The 14,068-nt window shown below is 73.3% G+C and carries 13 protein-coding genes; 3 read left to right on the top strand and 10 right to left on the bottom strand.

The window, feature by feature from the left end; all coding sequences use genetic code 11:
- Positions 1 to 1,494: a type VII secretion protein EccB gene (eccB, locus tag ACFPIJ_RS58835; RefSeq protein WP_380128290.1), complete on the top strand. Its 1,494-nt coding sequence runs from the start codon at positions 1 to 3 to the stop codon at positions 1,492 to 1,494.
- A 250-nt stretch (positions 1,495 to 1,744) separates the two neighbouring features.
- Here the strand turns inward: eccB and ACFPIJ_RS58830 are convergent, their stop codons facing one another.
- Genes ACFPIJ_RS58830 through ACFPIJ_RS58815 form a run of 4 tightly spaced genes read right to left on the bottom strand, consistent with a single transcriptional unit; the run spans position 1,745 to position 8,912 of the window.
- Positions 1,745 to 2,977 (bottom strand): S8 family serine peptidase, encoded by a 1,233-nt coding sequence (locus tag ACFPIJ_RS58830; RefSeq protein WP_380128289.1) that lies wholly within the window; start codon positions 2,975 to 2,977, stop codon positions 1,745 to 1,747.
- 5 nt (positions 2,978 to 2,982) lie between these two features.
- Positions 2,983 to 6,945 carry a type VII secretion protein EccCa gene (gene eccCa / locus ACFPIJ_RS58825; RefSeq protein WP_380128288.1) on the bottom strand — a complete coding sequence of 1,321 codons (3,963 nt, stop codon included), beginning with the start codon at positions 6,943 to 6,945 and terminating at the stop codon, positions 2,983 to 2,985.
- A 36-nt stretch (positions 6,946 to 6,981) separates the two neighbouring features.
- Positions 6,982 to 7,911: an SseB family protein gene (locus ACFPIJ_RS58820; protein WP_380128287.1), complete on the bottom strand. Its 930-nt coding sequence runs from the start codon at positions 7,909 to 7,911 to the stop codon at positions 6,982 to 6,984.
- The gene (locus tag ACFPIJ_RS58815) at positions 7,908 to 8,912 is read right to left on the bottom strand and encodes an HNH endonuclease (protein ID WP_380128286.1); all 1,005 of its coding nucleotides are present in this window, start codon (positions 8,910 to 8,912) and stop codon (positions 7,908 to 7,910) included. The genes ACFPIJ_RS58820 and ACFPIJ_RS58815 overlap by 4 nt, the downstream gene beginning before the upstream one ends.
- A gap of 78 nt (positions 8,913 to 8,990) precedes the next feature.
- On the opposite strand from ACFPIJ_RS58815, the gene ACFPIJ_RS58810 reads away from it, so the two are divergent.
- Positions 8,991 to 9,443: a hypothetical protein gene (locus ACFPIJ_RS58810; protein WP_380128285.1), complete on the top strand. Its 453-nt coding sequence runs from the start codon at positions 8,991 to 8,993 to the stop codon at positions 9,441 to 9,443.
- A gap of 4 nt (positions 9,444 to 9,447) precedes the next feature.
- Here ACFPIJ_RS58810 and ACFPIJ_RS58805 read toward each other — a convergent pair whose 3' ends face one another.
- Together ACFPIJ_RS58805 and ACFPIJ_RS58800 are read right to left on the bottom strand one after the other, a co-directional pair.
- Positions 9,448 to 9,741, bottom strand: coding sequence for a hypothetical protein (locus tag ACFPIJ_RS58805; protein ID WP_380128284.1), 294 nt, complete (start codon positions 9,739 to 9,741; stop codon positions 9,448 to 9,450).
- Between the two features lie 14 nt (positions 9,742 to 9,755).
- Positions 9,756 to 10,400, bottom strand: coding sequence for a hypothetical protein (locus tag ACFPIJ_RS58800; RefSeq protein WP_380128283.1), 645 nt, complete (start codon positions 10,398 to 10,400; stop codon positions 9,756 to 9,758).
- Positions 10,401 to 10,481: 81 nt separating this feature from the next.
- On the opposite strand from ACFPIJ_RS58800, the gene ACFPIJ_RS58795 reads away from it, so the two are divergent.
- On the top strand, positions 10,482 to 11,045 hold the full coding sequence (locus ACFPIJ_RS58795) for a hypothetical protein (RefSeq protein WP_380128282.1): 564 nt from the start codon (positions 10,482 to 10,484) through the stop codon (positions 11,043 to 11,045).
- A gap of 16 nt (positions 11,046 to 11,061) precedes the next feature.
- On the opposite strand, the gene ACFPIJ_RS58790 is transcribed toward ACFPIJ_RS58795, so the two are convergent.
- From ACFPIJ_RS58790 to ACFPIJ_RS58775, 4 genes are read right to left on the bottom strand one after another with little or no spacing between them, the layout of a single operon-like run.
- Positions 11,062 to 11,589, bottom strand: coding sequence for a hypothetical protein (locus tag ACFPIJ_RS58790; RefSeq protein WP_380128281.1), 528 nt, complete (start codon positions 11,587 to 11,589; stop codon positions 11,062 to 11,064).
- Between the two features lie 24 nt (positions 11,590 to 11,613).
- Positions 11,614 to 12,264 carry a hypothetical protein gene (locus ACFPIJ_RS58785; RefSeq protein ID WP_380128280.1) on the bottom strand — a complete coding sequence of 217 codons (651 nt, stop codon included), beginning with the start codon at positions 12,262 to 12,264 and terminating at the stop codon, positions 11,614 to 11,616.
- Positions 12,261 to 13,319: a hypothetical protein gene (locus tag ACFPIJ_RS58780; protein WP_380128279.1), complete on the bottom strand. Its 1,059-nt coding sequence runs from the start codon at positions 13,317 to 13,319 to the stop codon at positions 12,261 to 12,263. The genes ACFPIJ_RS58785 and ACFPIJ_RS58780 overlap by 4 nt, the downstream gene beginning before the upstream one ends.
- A 6-nt stretch (positions 13,320 to 13,325) precedes the next feature.
- Complete coding sequence (locus ACFPIJ_RS58775; RefSeq protein WP_380128278.1) at positions 13,326 to 14,066, bottom strand: hypothetical protein; 741 nt, start codon at positions 14,064 to 14,066, stop codon at positions 13,326 to 13,328.
- Positions 14,067 to 14,068: the final 2 nt, after the last annotated feature.

Below are 14,068 nucleotides of genomic sequence, written 5' to 3'. Positions count from 1 at the left end.
ATGGCTACCCGCCGGGACCAGCTGCAGTCCTACCAGTTCATGACCCAGCGGGTCCTGTCCGCGTTCGTCATGCGCGAGACCGACCCGGCCCAGTCGCCGCTGCGGCGCGGCATCGGCGCCGTCTTCGCCGGCATCATGGTCGCCGTCCTCGTCGGTGCCGGCTTCGGCGTCTACGGCATCCTCACGAAGGTCGGCGGCACCGCCTGGAAGGCCGACGGATCGATCGTCATCGAGCGCGAGACCGGCGCGACGTTCGTCTTCATGGACGGCCGGCTCCACCCGACGCTCAACTTCACCTCCGCGTTGCTGGCCTCCGGGCGGGGCGCATCGCAGCTGTTCCGCGTGTCGCAGAAGTCCCTGGGATCCGTGCCGCGCGGCATCACCATCGGCATCACCGGCGCACCCGACTCGCTCCCCCCGGCCGGCAGGGCCGTCGGGCTGCCGTGGACCGTCTGCTCCACGGCGGGCACGTCGAGCTCCGGCGGGCAGACGGCAACGGTCAGCCTCATGGCGGGTGAGGCGACGGCCGGTGCACGTGCCAGCGGAAACGGCCAGGGCGTGCTCATCAAGGACGTCACGACCGGCCTGACCTACCTCGTCGTCAACGGTCACCGGCACCAGCTGTGGGAGTCGCGGACGGTCATCCCGGCCCTGTTCGGTGCCGTCGTCACCCCGGCCCCGGTCGGCACCGCCTGGATCAACACCCTTCCCGCGGGTGTGCCGATCAGCCCCATCACCATCAACAACCGCGGCACCGACAGCAAGAGCGTCACCGGCCGCAAGATCGGCGACCTGCTGGTCGTGCAGACGGGCTCCGGCCCGCAGCACTACCTCGTCTTCGACGACGGGATCGCCCCGATCACCCAACTGCAGAAGAACATCATCGACGCCCAGTTCCCCGGCAAGGACCCGGCACAGGTCTCCGTCGGCGACATCAACAAGGCCAAGCGCAGCTCCCGCCTGACCACCCCCGAGGGAAACGACGCCGCGGCCCCGTCCGAGCCGCCGAAGCTGGACCTGCAGCCCGGCTCCCCCGGCGACCTCGTCTGCGCCACCACGACCGACCCGCGCAACGCCCCGCAGATCACCGTCGGTGGCACGATCCCCTCCATCGACGCCGGGGTCCCCACGATCGGCCGCTCGACCGCCGGCACCACCCTCGCCGACCGCGTCTCGATCCCGGCGGGGCGGATCGCCGTCGTCCGCGTCCTGTCGTCCGCGACTGCCACCTCGGGTGCCTACGCGATCATCACCGACATGGGCGTGCGCTTCTCCGTGCCGTCGGCGGAGGTCCTGCGGATGCTCGGCTACCCGCCGGAGAAGGCGACCGACGTGCCGAGCTCGCTGGTGACCCGCATTCCGGCCGGTCCGGTCCTCGACCCGGCGGCAGTGCTCCAGCCGCAGGTGGCCGGCGCTCCGGCCGCACCGGCCACACCGTCCTCACCGGCTCCGTCCACGTCCGGCTCCCCATCCCCGAAGCCATCCACCAGCTGACCCGGTTCGTCCGCCGCCGCTTGATCAACCTCCCGGGAGACGGGTGGGCGCTGGACGAGCGTGCCACCGGCCAGGACAAGGTCGACGCGCCCGGTCATCCGCTCGACGGGTGATGGTGTCAGTCGCGCGACCTTGCCGTCAGCAAGCAGCGCGGCGAGGAGATGCCGGCCCGGAACTGCTGACGACGCGACTCGAGCAGCTGCGGTGCTGCCGGCGTCCCGCCTGCTGATCGTCATCAGCCAGGAGACCGTCAGTCGAAGAGCATCGCCGGCGGCCCGGGCTCCTCCGGCTCGTCGCGGACCCGGGCCGGAGCCGGATGCTCCGCCCGCCAGCGCCGGCGGCGGCCCTGCGGCAACGCGACGGCAAGGACCGCGATCACGACCGCGAGCCCGAGCGCGCCGGCCGTGCCGATCAGGGCCCAGCGGCGGCTCCCGGCCCAGATGGAGGCGCGGGCAGGCGCCGGACCGTCGACCGGGCCGATGACCGCCGGCGGCTGCTCGACGACCTGGTCGCTGAGGGCGCCTGCCGGATTGACGATCCCGTGGCCGTAGAACTGGCTGCCGGGGCCACCTGCGGCGGGGACGGCGGTGCCGGTGAGCCGGCGGGTCACCTCCGCGACGTCCGCCCGCGGGACGAAGGCGCGCACGAGAGCGACGACGGCGCTGACGAATCCCGATGCCACGCCCGTGCCGTTGACGACCGTGAGACCGGAGGCCCGCTGCAGCGTGAGGATGTTGCCGCCGGGTGCGACGAGGTCGACATACTCGCCGAACTGCGAGCTGTCCACCCGGATGCCGCGCTCGTCGACGGCGCCGACGCCGATGACACCGTCGTAGGCGGCCGGGTAGGGGGTCGGGTTCTGCTGGTTGGCGCCGCCGAGGTCACCGACGGCCGCGACGACCACGATCTGCTTGCCGAGGGCCTTCTGCACGGCGGCACGGACGGCCGGGTCGTCGGTGTAGGTGGGCACGGCCACGTCGATGACGTCGGCGCCGGCGTCGACGGCCGCGTTGATGCCCTTGGCGAGCTGGGCCGCCTGGGCACCGCCGGTCTGCCGGTCGGCGACGACGCGGACCGGCAGGATGCGGGCGAGCGGGGCGACACCGGTGAAGCCGATGCCGTTGGTCACCTTGCCGGCGATGACCCCGGCGACCTGTGTGCCGGTGCCGACGCAGTCGGTGTTGGCGGGCCCGGTGCCGGCCACCGCGTCGACCCCCGCGGCGACCCGGCCGCTGAGCTGCGGGTGGGCGGCGTCGACCCCGGATTCGAGGACAGCGACGGTGATGCCGCCGCCGCGGGTGAGGGCCCAGACATCGCTCGCGCCGAGGTTCTGCTGCGCCCACGGCACGGTGGTGATGTCCTGCCCGGGATCGGTGCACTCGGCCGCCGCCGCGGGTGCCGCGAACGGCGCGACCACCGCCACAACGCCGACCAGTGCAACGGCGAGGATCCGGTGCAGCCACATGAGGGATGCGCTCCACATCGTCGTCATTGCGGGGGCGGTGTCCACGGCATCTGGATGAGCCGGCCGCTCTCGCGCCGCGTGAACAGATAGCCCCGCCCGGGCGGCAGGAACTGCGGCCGCATGTTGCCGAAGAGCGGACCCTCCTCCCGGGAGCCGGACATCATGATGCCCGGTGAGGCAAGCTCGCGGATGCGGGTGATGATCGGGTCGAACATCGCCCGCCCGGCGCCACCGATCCGGCGGGTCAGGATGAGGTGCAGGCCGATGTCACGGGCCTGGGGCAGGAACTCGAGCAGCGGCGCCAGGGGGTTGGCCGCGGCGCCGGCGACGAGGTCGTAGTCGTCGACCAGCATGTACAGCTCGGGCCCCTTCCACCAGCTGCGGTTGCGGAGCTGGTCGGGGGTGACCTCCGGCCCGGGGAGCCGTTCGCGCATGACGGTGACGACCTGCTTGACGAGGTCGAGGGTGACCTGCTGGGAGGTGCCGTAGCCGAGGAGGTGCTCGGGGCTGACCGCACCGAGGAGGCTTCGGCGCAGGTCGACGAGCATGATGCGCGCCTCGGACGGCTGGTATGCCTGGGTGAGGCTGCGGGCGAGGCCGCGCAGGAAGGCGCTCTTGCCGCACTCGAGGTCGCCGAAGAGCAGCAGGTGCGGGTCGGCGTCGAAGTCGAGGGTGACGGGCAGCAGGTCGTTCTCCGCGATACCGATCGGGATGCGGCCGCGCATCGGTGCCGGCAGCGACTCGAACGGCAGCTGGTCGGGCAGCAGCCGCACCTTCGGGGCGGGTGCCGCGGTCCAGTAGGCCTGCAGGTGCTTGACGAACTCGGTGACCGCGTCGGACAGGTCGTCGACCTGCTGCTGGCCGTCGATGCGGGGCAGGCCGGTGAGGAAGTGGAAGCCGTCGGCGGTGAGGCCGTGGCCGGGTGCCTGCTCGGGGACGTTGACGGCGGCGCGGCGGTTGATCGCCGAGTCGCTGGGGTCGCCGAGGCGCAGCTCGACCTTCGTGGTGAACATGTCGCGGGTCGCGGTGCGGATGTCCATCCAGCGGTTGGTCGAGGCGAGGATGTGGATGCCGTAGCCGAGGCCGCGGTTGGCGATCTCCGACACCATCGGCTCGAGGTCCTCGAACTCGCCGCGGAGGGTCGCCCAGCCGTCGACGACGAGGAACACGTCGCCGAACGGGTCCTCCGCCGCGGGGCCGCCGGTGCGCTGGCTGCGCCGGTAGGCGGCGATGCCGTCCATGCCGAGCTTGGCGAACAGCCCGTCGCGTGCCTGCAGCAGCCCGTAGACCTCCGCAACGGTCCGGCGCACGGTGTTGACGTCGCGCCGGTTGGCGATCCCGCCGACATGCGGCAGGCCGGCGAGGGCGCTGAGGCCGCCGCCGCCGAAGTCGAGGCCGTAGAACTGGACCTCGCGCGGGGTGTGCAGCAGGGCGAGGCTGCTCACGAGGGTCCGCAGGAACGTGGTCTTGCCGGTGACCGGGGCGCCGACGACCATGACGTTGCCGCCGGCGCCGGACAGGTCGAGCCACATCGGGTCGCGCAGCTGCTCGTAGGGCTTGTCGATGATGCCGGCGACGCCGTGCAGGCGGCCGTGCAGCGACGCGTCGGCGACGGTCAGGCCGCGCTCGGGCGACTGGACGATCTGGGGCAGCAGCTGGTCGAGGGTCGGCGGCTCGTCCAGCGGCGGCAGCCACACCTGGTGCGCTGCCGTGCCCTGGCCCTCCATCCGCCGCACGAGGACGTCGAGGAGGGTCTCCCCGACGTGGGTCTCCTCCGGCTCCGGTGCCTCGTCGGCCTGCTCGGTCCCACGCGGCGGCGTGACGTAGGCGGTGGTGAAGTCGCGGACGGCGTCGACGGTCCTCCCGCCGACCGTCGGCAGGGCTCCGTCGCGCCGGTAGGCCCCCGACACATACGCCGCCTTGAACCGGATCAGCCCCTCCGTGCCGGCCTTCAGGTAGCCGTGGCCGGGTGAGCGCGGCAGCTCGTAGGCGTCGGGGACACCGAGGACGGTGCGGCTCTCCATCGAGGAGAACGTCCGCAGGCCGAGCCGGTAGGACAGGTGCGTCTCCAGGCCGCGCAGGCGGCCCTCCTCGAGGCGCTGCGAGGCGAGGAGCAGGTGCACGCCGAGGGACCGGCCGACCCGCCCGATCTGCACGAACATGTCGATGAAGTCGGGCCTGGCGGTCAGCAGCTCGCTGAACTCGTCGACGATGATGAGCAGGCTCGGCAGCGGCCCCAGCGGGACCCCGGCGGCACGTGCCCGCTCGTAGTCACGCTGCGACGCGTAGTTGCCGGCCTTGCGCAGCAGCTCCTGGCGGCGCACGAGCTCGCCCTGGATCGCGCCGAGCATGCGGTCGACGAGTGACAGCTCGTCGGCGAGGTTGGTGATGACGGCGCTGGTGTGCGGCAGGCGGTCCAGCGCGGTGAACGTCGCGCCGCCCTTGAAGTCGACGAGGACGAAGTTGAGGATCTCCGGGTTGTGCTTGACGGCCAGGGCGAGCACGAGGGTGCGCAGCAGCTCGCTCTTGCCGGAGCCGGTGGCGCCGACGAGCAGGCCGTGCGGGCCCATGCCGTCCTGCGCGGACTCCTTGATGTCGAGCTCGATCGGGCGGTTGTCGGCGCCCATGCCGATCGGCACGCGCAGCCGGTCGCGGTTGGGCCGGCTGGCCCACGCCTGTGCGAGGTCGAACTCGGCCGGGTCGCCGAGCTCGAGCAGCTCGGCGAGGCCGAGGTCGACGGTGACGGAGGTCGACTCGGCGAAGGAGGCCGCCGACAGCCGCAGCGGTGCGAGCTCCCGCGCGAGCACCTCGGCCTCCCCGGGGTGCAGCCTGTCGGCCTTGCCGATCTGGATGGTGCCGTCCATGGTGGTGCCGGAGACGGCGCCGTCCGCCGCGATGTCCAGCACGACGGTCGTGTCGTCGAGCAGCCGCGGCGGCGGGTTGGACAGGTCGATGATGGTGACGCCGGCGACACCGCCGTCGGTCATGAGGTGGTCGGACCCGGCGGTGGAGCCGCCGTCGATGACGACGACGGTGTGCGGGCCGGCGAAGTTCTGCGCGACGGCGGGGTCGAAGCGGGGCCGGTTGGCCAGGACGTCGTCGAGCATGGCCTCCAGGCCGGTGACGCCGGGCGTGAAGAGCCGCACCGCACCGACCGCGTCGACCTTGGTGGGGTGGGCGGCGTGCGGCAGCCACTTCACCCACGACCACTGCGGTGCCTGCGCGTCGGCGACGGCGACACCGATCAGCAGGTCGTCGGGCGAGTGGAACGTCACCATCTGGGCCAGCAGCGCGCGGACGAGGTCACGGACGGTCTGCTCGTCGGTGCCGCGGATGTAGACGTGGGAGAAGTCCCGCAGCGCGATCGCGACCGGCAGGTCGGGCACGACGGTGTAGGTCCCGACGAACTTGCGCAGCGCCATCGCGCACAACGGCTCGAGCTCGTCGACGGGGCGGGTCTGCGGCGGGATGAGCGGGGTGGCGACCTCCTGGGCGCCGAGGCCGATCCGGGCGACGCTGAAGTCGGCGTCGCCACGGCGGCGTTCCCACAGCCGGGCGCCGGTGACCAGCGACCACAGCACCGACGGGTCGGGGTGGCGGTAGTAGATGGCCTCGCGCTGCTTCTTGATCGTGTCGCGCAGCTGGGCGCGCAGCTGGCTGAGGCGCCGCATGTACTGCCGGCGGGCCTCGATCATCTCCTTCTTGCCCGGCCCGTTGGTCTGCGTGGCCATCATGGCGATCATGCCGAGGATCGAGACGCCGTACATACCGCCGGCGACGTAGACGAGCGGGCCCGAGCGGCCGCTGGCGCCCATCATGAGACCCATCGCCACGGCGCCGGCCGCCATCGGCAGGATCATCAGCATCCGGGTCCACGTCTTGCCGGCCGCGTTCGGCACCTCCGGCGGCGGGTCGAGCAGCACGTCCCCGGTCGGTAGCGGCGGCGCGGCACGCCGCGGCGGACGCTTGATGATGACGGACGTCACGTGCCTGCCTCCCCAGTCTGACCAGCGCGGCCAATCCTATAGACCACCGTGCACCCACACCTCATCGCGCTCGTCCGTGGTGGTCGTCGTGCCCGCGGCGGGGTCCTCAGGCTCCCACAGCAGCAGCGCCTGCACGTCCTGCGCCGGCAGCTCGATCCCGAAGTCGGTGCGCGGGTTGACGGCCAGGGCGGTGCCCTCCGGCCACACGCCGAGCAGCAGCACGAACGGCATCGTCACGCTGTGCACCCGGCCGGTCGCGGAATCGGTGCGGGCCATCGGGAACGCCGCGAAGAACGCCTCCTCCGACGTGAAGACCTCCAGGACCGGCTCCTGCTCCGTCCCGGCGGGACGCCACCAGTCCTGCTGGTCGAGCAGCTGCTCGGGGTCCTCGACGGCGTGCGCGGTCGGCACGACGACGGTCGAGTCGAGCAGGGTGTCGATGTAGGTGCCGGGATCGTTGCGCTCGGCGGCGTCACGCAGGACCGTGTCGGTGTCGAAGACCTGCGTGGCCTGCTCGTCCTCGGCGAACCCGGCGACGATGACCTGGGCGGCGGTCGGCAGCTTGACGTCGCCCTCCGCCGCCGCCCCGACCGCCTCCACGGGCAGATACGCGTCGATCGGATAGCCCGGGTTGACCGCCAGCCGCCAATCCGGCTGCGGCCACCGCTCGAGCAGCTCCTGGTAGGTGGTGACCGAGTATGCGTCGGCGACCCCGGCGACCGAGGCCGTCAGTCCTTCCAGCGACGTGTAGACCACCAGGACGGTCTGACCGAACAGCTCCGCGGTGATGAACGTCTGCTCCTCGGTCTCGTCCTGGCCGACCTGCGGCAGGTAGAGCTCGGCGGAGGCGATGATGCCGAAGAACGCCTGCTGGTCGCCGTCGGCGAGGGCCTCGGCGAGGGCGCGCTCGGTCTCGTTCGCCGGCTCCCACTGCGGAGGCTGCTGGTCGGGGGCGGGGTCGGTCATCGGGTCGCTCCTCCGCTCGCCGGTTGCGGGCCGGTGGGGCGTTTCGCGGCCGGCAGCGCCGCGCCCATCCGGTCCGGGTGCAGCTGTATCACGTCGGCAGCCGCGGCCGCTGCCCGCAGCGGCTCCGGCGGCTCGCACAGCATCTGCCAGAAAACCTTGAAGTCGTCGGCGCAGTGGTGCAGCAGCCGCTCGCACACGTCTTCGGCGGTGTCGTCGTCCTTGGCCCGCGGGTCGTCGTCGTCGAACCACCACACGGAGCCGGTTGCCTCGCCGCGCACCTTCACCGCGATCAGCCCGCCCTGGACGTAGCCGGCCGCGACGTAGTCGGCGGTGAACCGGTCACCGAACCAGGCGTTGGCGTAGAGCAGGTCCTGCAGCGCGTCGGGCCGGGCCACGCCGAACATCGGCTGGTCGGCGACGAACCCGAGACCGACGTGCACGACCGCGACGTGCGGGCCGCCGCCGTTGCTGTCGCGCAGATACTGACGGTAGTCCGCCGGCAACGCACGGCCGAGGTGCTCCTCCACCTTCGTGAGCGCGTCCTCGGCGACGGTCGCCTCGACCCGGCTCGGCACCGGCCACCGGCCCGGCTCGCCGAGATAGCCGCGGGTCCGGGCGGTGCGGGCGGTGCTCACGCCGCCGAGGTGCCGGTGCGCGCCGTGCAGCTCGATCGGCACCAGCGCGGCCCGCCGCGGCGCGCCGGGTGTGACGACCGGCAGGTGCGCCCATGTCCAGCCGGCCGGTCCACCGCCGGCCGGGGCGTCCTCATGGAGCGGGTCGGTGCCGGCGACCACACGGTTGGCGGCGAGCACGTCCACGACACGGTTGGCATGGGCGCCGAGGTCGTCACGGACCGGTGGCAGCTGCACGACGGCCCGCGCATACGGGACCCAGTCGGGGAATCCGTGCGCGTCCACGACGATCCCCGCCCGGTAGCGCACCCGCAGCATGGGTGAGCCCGGGTGCAGCACCTGGAACGCATGCCGGCCACCGGCGATCATCGACCGCTCCTTCCCCGTCAGGAGGCATCGAGGTTAAGCTACCGCGGTCGGTCGTCGGCTACCACGGGGAGTTCACGCATGCTACGGGTCGGACCACCGGTCGCCGTGCTGCTGGTGGCGGCGGGTGCACTGAGCGGCTGCAGCACACCGGCGGGGAGCCCGCCTGCGGCGAAGGTGACCCACACGGTGACCTACGAGCTGTTCCACTCCGGCGGCCCCGGATTGAAGATCGTCGGCGCCTACACCGACGATCGGGGCGCGTCGGTGTCGGTCGAAACCCCGCAGTCGACCTGGACGAAGCAGGTCAACGTGGTGTATCCGGACGTCACGATCGTGGTCCTCGGCGGCAACGCCGCCCCGGACGGCGACACCGTGATCGGCGCGCAGATCCCGCAGCTGCAGTGCATCCTGTCGGTCGACGGCTCGATCGTCGCCCAGCAGCACTCGCTGAGTCCGCGGTGCGAGGCGAAGCTCACCGGCACCGTCACGACACCGAAGCCCGGCTCGCCCGCGCCGTCAGCATCCCGCTGACCCGTCAGCCTCGCAGCAGCTGCGCCAGGGCGGCCCTGGCCTGATCGGCCGTCGCCGTGGTGACCGGCGGGCACATGAACCCGTAGCGCAGGATGTGCCCGGCGAACGGCGGCTCGGGCAGCAGGTGCTCGCGCTCCAGCCGCTCGGCCAGGGCCGGTGCCCAGATCCAATGGCCGTCGGTGCGGTAGCCGCCGCCGACGGGCGCACCGGCGCGCAGATACCGCAGATACCGCTGGCGGCGGCCCGGATCGTCCAGGCGTTCACCGCCGGCCTCCCCGGCGAGGACGAACTGCCCCATGGCGTCTCCGTTCGTCACCACGGCGGCGCCAGCGGCACGGCGTCGGCCACCGCCGCACAGTCCCACGCCGCGGGCGCGCCGTGGGGAGTCTTCGGGATCCGGACGGTCCACCGGCTCACGTCGAGCACCGGCCTGCCACCGACGACCTCGGTGGTCTGCCGGGACGCGAAGAACGTCAGCCGCGTCGCGTCATCCGTGTCCTGCACCTGCGGCGCTTCCACCTGCGGCAGGTCCGCCTCCGGCGGATGCTCGCCGCGCCACGCGGCCGGATCGGTCACGACCTGTTTGAACCAGCCGCCCGGCCACTGGCACGAGGCGAGCACCTCCGCATACGCCACCGGGTCGAGGTCGCCGGTGACGACGAGCGCACCGAGCGCGGCGACGGTGCCCGGGTCACGCAGGTGCAGGGCCTCGCCGTCGGTGCGCAGCAGGAAGACGTCCTGCGGCGCCGGGCCCTCGACCTCCTGGTCCTCGCGGATCGCCACGACGAGCGCTTCGACCCACGGTGCCGCACCGACGCGCAGCAGGTCGGGCACGACCCGGACGTTGAACAGCCGGTCGCTGGTCTCGACGGCGAGTGCGGGATGCGGCGCGTAGTCCTTGCTCCACACGACGGTCTCGTCGTCGAAGAACACGAACCGTCTCAGGAGATCCAGCAACACCGCACCAGTGACCATCGTCTGCCTCGCGTCCGCCCGTCGACTGCCGTGGGCAAGCGTAGCGTGGGTAAGGTCGTCGGCATGGTCCTGCGACTGGCACGCACGAACGTCGAGGCACACCTGTTCATCGAGTTGCACCCGTGTGAGACGTGCGGCGAGACCCGCTTCACCCCGCCGAGCTCCGTCGTGGTCGTCGGTGACGACCTCGCCAGCCGATATGCGGGGCCGTGCCCGCGCTGCGGCACCGAGCGGGAGTTCACGTTCCGCCTGCCGGAGCAGGTGACGCTCCCCGACGAGGAGGAGCCGGCCTTCGGCGTTGACGGCGGCGCGTCGGAGATCATCGACGCGGGTGAGTGGCTGTGGGTGGCCGACCTCATCATCCGCAACACGCCCGCCGAGCCGGACGAGGCGATGGCCGTCGAGCAGCGCCGGCAGGCGTTGATCGACCTGCGGATCGCGGCCGCCGCCGTCGGCGAGGCGATCAAGTTCGTCCCGCCGGGCGCCGACGCCGTCCCCGTCCACGCGCTGTGGACCGAGCGCGGGCGGTCGGTGTACGACGCCGAGCCGGGCAGGTTCCGCAAGATCCGGCTCGAAGCGGTCCAGCGGACATACCGGGAGCTCTCCGACGGCTTCGCCACCCGCTGACCGCACAATCGGGCGGTCAGGCCGTCAGGGCCAGCAGCGCCTGCCGGCACGCCTCGATGCGCGCCTGCAGGCGTTCGCGGGTGAAGGCGGCCGGATCCGCGGCGTACCAGGCCCGTCCCGGCTCCGACGTGAACGCCGAAGCCGGCACCGCGGACGCGTCCGGCGGCACGAACTTCAGCACCTCCTCCACGGCGGCGAGCGCGTCGGAGGCGGCGGTGCGCGCGTCTTCGCGGCGAGGCCCGGACGCGTCCGCAGGGACGGCCGCGTGCCGGGCCGCCCGTTCGCTCATCGCCAGGAACTCGCCCGGGTCGATGATCCGGGACGGCTCTGGTCCCCCGTAGGCCGGCGGCGGCACCGCATCCGGCGCGATCACGAACTCGAACCGGCGGGACGCGCCGCACGACGGGCAGGGCCCTTCGTAGGCCGACCGCGGACCAGGCCCGCGGTCGTGCCGCGACCACGGGAAGTCCCACTCGCCGCAACCCTCACACGGGTGCAGGGCCATGTACAGATGGCACTCGGTCACCGACCGCGCGACCAGCAACGCAACCTCCCTCTAGACCGGCCTCTAGACCGGCACGGACTCGGCGACGGTCCGCACCTGCCAGGTGGCCGGGGCGTCGGGAGGCACCGACACCGACCACGCCGACACGTCCAGCGTGAACCGCCCGGACAGGTCCGGCACCTGCCGGGCCGCGGCGAACGTCAGCGTCATCGTGCCGCCGGTCAGTCGCACCGACAGCGGTTCGACGTCCGGCAGCGGCGCACCGGCCGGATATCTGCGGCGCCACGCGACCGGGTCGCCGACGACCTCCTTCGCCCAGCTGCCCGGCCACTGCCCGTGCACGAGCAGCTCCGCATACGCCGCCGGCGGCAGGTCACCGGAGCGCACCCGCTCCCCCAGCGCGGCGACCGCACCGGCGTCGGCGAGGCGGACCGCGGTGCCGTCGTGCCGCATGAGCAGATACTCCCGCGGCGGCGGGCCGTCGAAGTCCTCGTCCTCGCGGGTGACGGCGACGACCGCCGCGACGAAGGACGCCCGCTCGGCCTGCAGCAGCCCGCGCACGACCCGCACCGACAGCCCGCGCTCCGCCGTCGACAGGGCCACGACCGGCGTGTCGGTGCCGTCGCCGACGGCCTTCATCCACTCGATCGTCTCGTCGTCGCGCAGCACGTGCCGCCTGGCGAACTCGACGAGCCGGTCAGCACCGATCGTCACCAGTCGTCCTCCGTCCAGTCACGGATCGCGGCGTCCAGCAGGCGCCGCTGCATGAACTGCCCCAGCGGTTCGGTGTCGAACCGCACGGTGCCGACCTGGCGGCCCGGCCGCAGCCGCACTGCCAGCTCGTCGAGCAGGTCCGCGGTGACGGTCGCCACCACGTCCGGCAGCACCACCCAGGCCCGCTGCGGCGACCACCGCGGCACCGGGTCGTCCGGGCCCGGCCGCCACGGCCCGCGCAGGTCCCGCAGGTGGTCCCGGATGCCGGCGGCGTGCTCGGCGAGGCCGACGGGGCGCGGGACGTCACCGTCGAAGCGGACGAACGACACCAGATGCTCGGCCGGGCGCAGCCCTTCGGCGCGTTCCCGCCAGTCCGGGCCGGCGCTGCGGTAGAGGCCACCGAGCAGCTGCGCGGCCGCGTCCGCCGCGTCGAACCGGACGCTGAAGTCGGTGCCGCCGGCCAGCTCCCGCGGGCTCGGTGTGGCCGCCGCGGCGAGCCGCGCGGCCGCTTCGAGGCGATCGGCGGCAGCCGGCATCGGCAGGCCGGCCGCGAGCGGCTGCGGTCCGCGCAGCGACGGGCGCGGCCGGGGTGGGTGCGGGGCGCCGCTGACCGCGGTGCGCAACGCGGCGGCGAACTGTGCCGCGACAGCGCTCAGCTCACCTCCGGCAGCACCGACCGTCACGGCCGGCCGGCCAGGGGCGAGGCGGCCGGTGAGCTCACGCAGCAGCCCTCCGGCGAGCGTGTGCCACAGCCCCGGCATCGCCACGACCGTGCCCGGGGCGGGCGGCGCCGCCGCGGTGATCCGCTGCTCCCACGCCCGGACCGCGTCCGCGATCCCGACCGGGCGGCCGTCCTCGTCCACTGTGGACGCCAGCTGCCAGGCCGGGTCGGCGGTGCCCGGCAGCGTCGTGCGCGGCAGTGCGGTCAGCAGCATCTCCAGCTCCGACCAGCGCCTGCGGCGCTCCTGCGGCCAGTGCGCACGGCCGGCTGCCGGGGCGTGCTCGGTCAGCATCCGCGCCGCCGCGGAGTACACCCGTTCGTAGCGCTCCTGCACGTCAGATCACCCTGCGGGGCCGTCAGGGCTGCCGGGGCTGCCGGGGCGCAGCAGCGCCGCGAGTGCGCGGGCGTTGCGCGGCGACAGGGCGGCGCCGTCGAGCTCGGGCAGGAACCAGTGGGCGAACTCCGGGCCCTCGGTGGGGAAGAAGAAGTGCTCGGCGGCGAGCGGCACGAGATCCCGGTGCAGCTCGGCGAGGTCGACCAGGTCGAGCCGGACCGCGTCGGTGATGACCCGGCGCAGCTCCAGGTGGTCCATGTGACCGCGGACGAGGTCCAGGACCGTGCGGTGCGCGACGGTGACCGGGAGCCTGCCACGGACGGTCACCTCGTCCGGGCGCAGCGTCTCGACCAGCACCCGGGTCGCGCGCGGCGCGGGCAGCGGCTCCGGTGCGATGAAGCTGACCCGGCCGAGACTCGGCGCACCGAGCCGCCACGCCCGGGCCGCGGCCTCGTGCGACAGCACCGCGTCGGCGGTCACCTCGCCGCCGGCGCCGGGGCGTTCCCAGGCGAAGACGGCCGGGCGCAGCGCCAGCCACGCCGCGTAGGGATGTGCGTCGATCGGCGGGGTCGGGCTGCCGCGGACCTCGAACACGTCCCAGTCGACCCGGCTCAGCAGCATCCGGCGGTACAGCTCGGCGCGCGTGGCGGGGTCGACGCCGGCACGTTCCAGCTGCGCGGCCGTCACCAGCCCGCCCTGCCGGCCCGCCACCGCCGTGACCGCCTCGAACGCCCGCTCGACCGTCATGC

Source organism: Dactylosporangium cerinum, from assembly GCF_042653625.1.
GTDB lineage: Bacteria > Actinomycetota > Actinomycetes > Mycobacteriales > Micromonosporaceae > Dactylosporangium > Dactylosporangium cerinum.
The sequence above is the reverse complement of the archived record's forward strand: the minus strand, read 5'-3'. Positions and strand labels throughout refer to the sequence as shown.

Coding starts and splice junctions, on each gene's coding strand:
- eccB (WP_380128290.1), top strand. CDS start 1: ATGGCTACCCGCCGGGACCAGCTGCAGTCCTACCAGTTCATGACCCAG.
- ACFPIJ_RS58830 (WP_380128289.1), bottom strand. CDS start 2,977: ATGTGGAGCGCATCCCTCATGTGGCTGCACCGGATCCTCGCCGTTGCA.
- ACFPIJ_RS58820 (WP_380128287.1), bottom strand. CDS start 7,911: ATGACCGACCCCGCCCCCGACCAGCAGCCTCCGCAGTGGGAGCCGGCG.
- ACFPIJ_RS58815 (WP_380128286.1), bottom strand. CDS start 8,912: ATGATCGCCGGTGGCCGGCATGCGTTCCAGGTGCTGCACCCGGGCTCA.
- ACFPIJ_RS58810 (WP_380128285.1), top strand. CDS start 8,991: ATGCTACGGGTCGGACCACCGGTCGCCGTGCTGCTGGTGGCGGCGGGT.
- ACFPIJ_RS58805 (WP_380128284.1), bottom strand. CDS start 9,741: ATGGGGCAGTTCGTCCTCGCCGGGGAGGCCGGCGGTGAACGCCTGGAC.
- ACFPIJ_RS58795 (WP_380128282.1), top strand. CDS start 10,482: ATGGTCCTGCGACTGGCACGCACGAACGTCGAGGCACACCTGTTCATC.
- ACFPIJ_RS58775 (WP_380128278.1), bottom strand. CDS start 14,066: ATGACGGTCGAGCGGGCGTTCGAGGCGGTCACGGCGGTGGCGGGCCGG.